The organism is Streptococcus phocae (assembly GCF_001302265.1).
Taxonomy (GTDB): Bacteria; Bacillota; Bacilli; order Lactobacillales; family Streptococcaceae; genus Streptococcus; species Streptococcus phocae.
The window spans coordinates 1-1122 of the sequence record NZ_LHQM01000053.1 but is presented as its reverse complement, the minus strand read 5'-3'; the positions used below and the strand labels follow the sequence as shown (position 1 = coordinate 1122).

The following is a 1122-nucleotide window of genomic DNA, read 5'->3' as shown; positions in this document are numbered from 1 at the left end:
TTCATTGCTTGTCTAATGACTTGAACTAACCAAATCAACTGTCTTGAACGTCGATTAAAACGACTTCTTTCAAGAAGATGACCGCAAGGAAAGAGTTGACAGATACGATAAAAATGCCGTTGTGACTTAATGCCTAGTTCAGCTTGTAAAATAAGCAAAACTAATAACGATTGATCTGAAACCTTAGATAAGCTGATATTATGACGATGTTTGAAAGATTCAGGACAATAATCCCTATATAGCTGCTGGCATATTTTTGATAATTGCTTCAAATTCCATTGTAAGTGATGAGATTTAGCGGTATACTGTAAATGGTTCATTTGGATTAACCTCCTGTTTGTTAGGCACTTACAGTATAGTCCTTTTGGGCTTTTTATTGTATTTTGAAAATAACTAGCACCACGAGTTTATATTATATTTTGGTATTTAGTCAGAACAAAGAACTTATAGATATGATGATGGCTATGGTGGGGAGGAATGATATCCACTTTTTTTGCCATTTTTAGCGAAGATTAAAAGCTTAATCCTAAAGCGTTTCATAAATATACTTGGCTTAACCCCTTACCACAAAGAATAGCACTCTCAGATTTAAAATAAGCACATTTTTAGCGCTCCTATCCATTAGTCTGATATTTTTTATATAACTGATCTAAAAAGGAGCTTAACAACCATTTTAGAAGCTAAAAACAAAGTGTTACAAAAAAGGGTACAGTTTACAAAACAAACAAATAAATGAAAAAGCTGCCCACACGGAACATCTTTTAGAAATATTATCAATACTAATATTTCTAAGAGATGGCGATTTATCTTTAGTTTGAAGAGCAACGAGACAAAGACATTAAGCGGATGAATGTTTTTAATTACCCTGAGGTGCTAAAGGTATTAGGTGATCAAAAAGAATGCCGTTCTTAAACTAAAAGAGTTCCATAGATGGTAACGTATCGCCAATAGCTCTGATGTTACGTATAACGAGCTTTACCAGTTTGATATAGATTACCATTCCACGCGCAGAAAAAGCCTTGAAATAACCCGAAAATGTACCTTAGAGGAACTAGATGCTATTAAACACACCATCATTCAACTGTCAAAAAAAGAATACAGGCAAATACTGATTGAATGTTA

At 33.5% G+C, this 1122-nt stretch carries 2 pseudogenes; one reads left to right on the top strand and one right to left on the bottom strand.

What is annotated here, in order from left to right:
* Nucleotides 1-320 (bottom strand): annotated as a pseudogene (locus tag AKK44_RS08810) (IS982 family transposase); the annotation flags it as partial.
* 620 nt (nt 321-940) lie between these two features.
* On the opposite strand from AKK44_RS08810, the pseudogene AKK44_RS09290 reads away from it, so the two are divergent.
* A pseudogene (locus tag AKK44_RS09290) lies at nt 941-1122 on the top strand (ArpU family phage packaging/lysis transcriptional regulator); the annotation flags it as partial.